Below are 3,647 nucleotides of genomic sequence, written 5' to 3'. Positions count from 1 at the left end.
TCGACGAGGCCGAGCGGATCGCCGCGGTGCTGCGGCGACGCTTCCCGGCGCTGGTCGAGCCGCGCTCGGCGGACATCTGCTACGCGACGACCAACCGCCAGGCCGCGGTGCGCGCGGTGGCCGCCGAGGCCGACCGGCTCGTCGTCGTCGGCTCGGCGAACTCCTCGAACTCGGTGCGGCTGGCGGAGGTCGGTGCTCGCGCCGGCGTCGACGCCCGCCGTGTCGACGACGCCGGCGAGCTCGACCTGACCTGGCTCGCCGGGGCCCGGCGCGTCGCGGTCACCGCGGGCGCGTCCGCACCGGAGCAGCTCGTCGACGGCGTCGTCGACGTCCTGCGCGGCCTCGGCCCCGTGACCGTCACCCCCCGGCCGACCACGACCGAGGACGTCCACTTCACCCTTCCCAAGGAAGTGAGCTGACCATGGGTTTCCCCCTGCGCCAGAGCATCCGGCTCGGCACCTACCTCATGGAGCAGCGGCTCCGCGGCAAGAAGAAGTTCCCGATCCTCGTCGAGCTCGAGCCGCTGTTCGCCTGCAACCTCAAGTGCGCGGGCTGCGGGAAGATCGCCCAGCCGGCGTCGCTGCTCAAGCAGCGCATGCCGGTCGAGCAGGCGGTCGGCGCGATCGAGGAGGCCGGCGCGCCGATGGTGTCGATCGCCGGCGGCGAGCCGCTGATGCACCCGCAGATCGACGAGATCGTCCGGCAGCTGCTGGACCGCAACAAGATCGTCTTCCTGTGCACGAACGCGCTGCTGCTGCCGAAGCACCTCGCGAAGTTCTCGCCGCACCGCAACTTCGCCTGGTTGGTCCACATCGACGGGCTGCGCGAGCGCCACGACGCCTCGGTGCGCAAGGTCGGCGGGTTCGACGCCGCGGTCGCAGCGATCAAGCAGGCGCAGGCGGCGGGCTTCAAGGTCTACACGAACACCACGTTCTTCGACACGGACACCCCGCAGGACGTCATCGACGTCCTCGACTACCTCAACGACGACCTCGGCGTCGACAACATGCAGATCTCGCCCGCCTACGCCTACGAGCGCGCCCCCGACCAGGAGCACTGGCTCGGCGTCGACCAGACCCGCGAGCTCTTCCGCAAGGCCTTCGCCGACGGGCGCCGGCGCAAGTGGCGGCTCAACCACTCGCCGCTGTTCCTGGACTTCCTCGAGGGCAAGACGGAGTTCGACTGCACCGCCTGGGCGATCCCGTCCTACTCGCTGCTGGGCTGGCAGAAGCCCTGCTACCTGCTCGACGACGGGTACGTGTCGACCTACCGCGAGCTGGTCGAGGAGACCGACTGGGAGTCCTACGGACGCGGCCGCAACGCCAAGTGCGAGAACTGCATGGCCCACTGCGGGTACGAGCCGTCGGCCGTGTTCGCCACGATGGGGTCGCTGCGGGAGTCGATCCGGGCGGCGACCGACACGGTCGGTGCTCGCTGAGGCGTGAAATGCGCGTGAAATCGGGGGGCCTCACCACGGCCAGTCACCCGGCTCGCTACCGTCGACCGCGACCGGTCCCCGGCCGAGAGGCAGCGCATCCGCATGGCGCACCACGGCACGACGATCCACCTCCCGCACTGGCGGGACATGGCCCGGCACGCCGTGGTGCCACTCTGCGAGTCGATCCTCATCCCGCTCGGGCTCTTCGCGCTGCTGCTGCACACCGCGGGCTTCGACGCCGGCCTCTGGGCCGCGCTGGGGTGGTCGGCGCTCGCGGTGCTGGCGCGCCTGCTGTGGCGCCGCGCGCTGCCGGCGATCCTCCTGATCTCCACGGCGATCCTCGTGGTGCGCACGGCGATCGGGCTCTGGACCGGCAGCGCGCTGGTGTACTTCCTGGAGCCCTCCGCCCAGAACTTCATCTTCGCGGCCGCGCTCCTGGTGACGCTGTTCGGCGGCGGGCGCCCGCTGCTGGCCCGGCTCGCGGACGACTTCGTGGCGTTCCCGGAGGCGCTGACCTCACGCCCGAAGGTCCAGCAGTTCTTCCGGCGGGTGTCGCTGCTCTGGGCGCTGGTGTTCCTCGTGAACGGCGCCACCACGCTCCTGGCGCTGGCGGTGGCGACCGTCGAGGCCTACCTCGTGGTCGCCACCGCAGGGTCGTTCGCGCTGGTGGGCGTGGGGATCGCCGTCTCGCTGTGGTGGTTCCGGAAGTCGCTGGCCGGCGAGGGCGTGCGGCTGCGCTGGGGCCCGGCGACCGCTCAGTAGTCCCGCACGCCGACGGTCCGGGTCGCCAGGCCGGCCAGGGCGCCGTCGAGGTCCCGCGCCGAGAACGCCCGGGCCGCGGCGGCCAGGGCCTCGCGGCGTGCCGGGTCGTCGCGCAGGTCGGCGACGGCCGCGGTGACGTCCGCGGCGCGCGGGCAGGTGACGGCGAGGCCGGCCCGCGCGAGGGCCGCCGCCCCGGCGCGGCCGTGGCCGGGCACCGGCGTCGCGAAGAGCACCGGGCGCCCGACGGCGAGCGCCTCGTTGGCGATCATGCCGCCGCCGGTGGTGAGCACGACGTCCGCCGCGGCCATCTCCCCGGGCACGGCGTCGGTCCAGCCCAGCGCCCGCAGCCGCGGGTCGCGCCGGGACGCGAGGCGAGCACGCAGCGCGTCGTTGCGCCCGCACAGCACGACGGCGCGGACCCCCTCGCCGGCCTCGAGCACGGCGTCGACGGCCCGCTCGAGGGCGCCGAAGCCCAGCGAGCCGCCGGTGACGAGCACGGTGAGGTCCCCGGCGGCGGGCGCGGCGCTCGGCGCGAAGCGCGGGTCGACCGCCGGCGGCACCACGCGGACGTCCGTGGCCCCGAGCCGGCGTGCGGCTCCGGCCGCCTCGTCGAGCATCACCCACGTCTCGTCGACGTCGGGCCAGATCCAGAACGGGTGCACGGCCGGGTCGGTGACGACGGCGACGGCGCGGGCGGCGGTCTCGCCCCGGCGGCGCAGCCGGGCGAGCCCGCCGGTGGTGACCGGGTAGGTGCAGACGGCGAGGTCGGGACGGTGGTGGCGCAGCACCGGGCGCAGCGCGCGGGCGGTGGCGGGCGCCCCGAGGCCCTGGAAGAGCGCGGCCAAGCGCGGGAGCCGGCCCAGGACGTCGTAGGCCAGGCCGTAGAGCCCCGGGGCGCGGCGCATGACCACCCGGTAGGCCAGCGCGAGCAGTCGGGTCCGTCGGGGACCGCCGGCCACCGTCTCGACCTCGGCGACCTCGGCGTCCGGCCACACCGTGCGCATCCGCGCCGCGAGCGCGCGGGCGCCGGCGACGTGGCCCTCGCCGACCGGGGCGGAGAGCACCAGCACACGAGCGGGGGTCCGTGGTGACGACGACGCGCCGACCGGTCGCCGCGCCTGCTCCCGGGCGTGTTCCTGGGTCACCCACGCACGCTAGCGCCGGGGCACCTTTGCGGGTGCTGGTGCTATCCGGCTCGGTCGGTGCCGGTCACCACGCCGCCGCGGCCGCGGTCGCGGAGGCGGTCGGGGCGGCCTGGCCCGGGGCCGCGGTCGTCACGAGCGACGTGCTGGCGGGGATGGGCCGCGGCGCCCCGCGGGTGTTCGCCGGCGTCTACGCCACGTGCGTGCGGGCGCTGCCGTGGCTGTACGGCCTGTACTACTGGCTGCTCGTCCACGTCGGGTTCTTCCGGGCCGGCACGCGGGCCGTGCTGGGGCGCTGGAGTGCC

At 74.7% G+C, this 3,647-nt stretch carries 3 protein-coding genes and 2 pseudogenes; 4 read left to right on the top strand and 1 reads right to left on the bottom strand.

What is annotated here, in order from left to right; translation table 11 throughout:
- From AC0CYZ_RS10580 to AC0CYZ_RS10570, 3 genes and pseudogenes are all read left to right on the top strand, one after another.
- Positions 1–419 (top strand): annotated as a pseudogene (locus tag AC0CYZ_RS10580) (4-hydroxy-3-methylbut-2-enyl diphosphate reductase); the annotation flags it as partial.
- A 2-nt stretch (positions 420–421) separates the two neighbouring features.
- Positions 422–1,438, top strand: coding sequence for an adenosyl-hopene transferase HpnH (gene hpnH, locus AC0CYZ_RS10575; RefSeq protein WP_472215009.1), 1,017 nt, complete (start codon positions 422–424; stop codon positions 1,436–1,438).
- Between the two features lie 102 nt (positions 1,439–1,540).
- Positions 1,541–2,200 (top strand): VC0807 family protein, encoded by a 660-nt coding sequence (locus tag AC0CYZ_RS10570; protein WP_472215007.1) that lies wholly within the window; start codon positions 1,541–1,543, stop codon positions 2,198–2,200.
- On the opposite strand, the gene AC0CYZ_RS10565 is transcribed toward AC0CYZ_RS10570, so the two are convergent.
- Entirely contained in the window at positions 2,194–3,345 is a 1,152-nt protein-coding gene (locus AC0CYZ_RS10565) for an MGDG synthase family glycosyltransferase (protein WP_472215005.1), read from the bottom strand. The genes AC0CYZ_RS10570 and AC0CYZ_RS10565 overlap by 7 nt on opposite strands.
- Positions 3,346–3,377: 32 nt before the next feature.
- Here AC0CYZ_RS10565 and AC0CYZ_RS10560 point away from each other — a divergent pair.
- A pseudogene (locus AC0CYZ_RS10560) lies at positions 3,378–3,647 on the top strand (hypothetical protein); the annotation flags it as partial.

The organism is Actinomycetospora sp. (assembly GCF_055612215.1).
The sequence above is the reverse complement of the archived record's forward strand: the minus strand, read 5'-3'. Positions and strand labels throughout refer to the sequence as shown.

Excerpts from the sequence above, each read along its gene's own strand:
- hpnH (WP_472215009.1), top strand. The coding sequence starts at position 422 with ATGGGTTTCCCCCTGCGCCAGAGCATCCGGCTCGGCACCTACCTCATG.
- AC0CYZ_RS10570 (WP_472215007.1), top strand. The coding sequence starts at position 1,541 with ATGGCGCACCACGGCACGACGATCCACCTCCCGCACTGGCGGGACATG.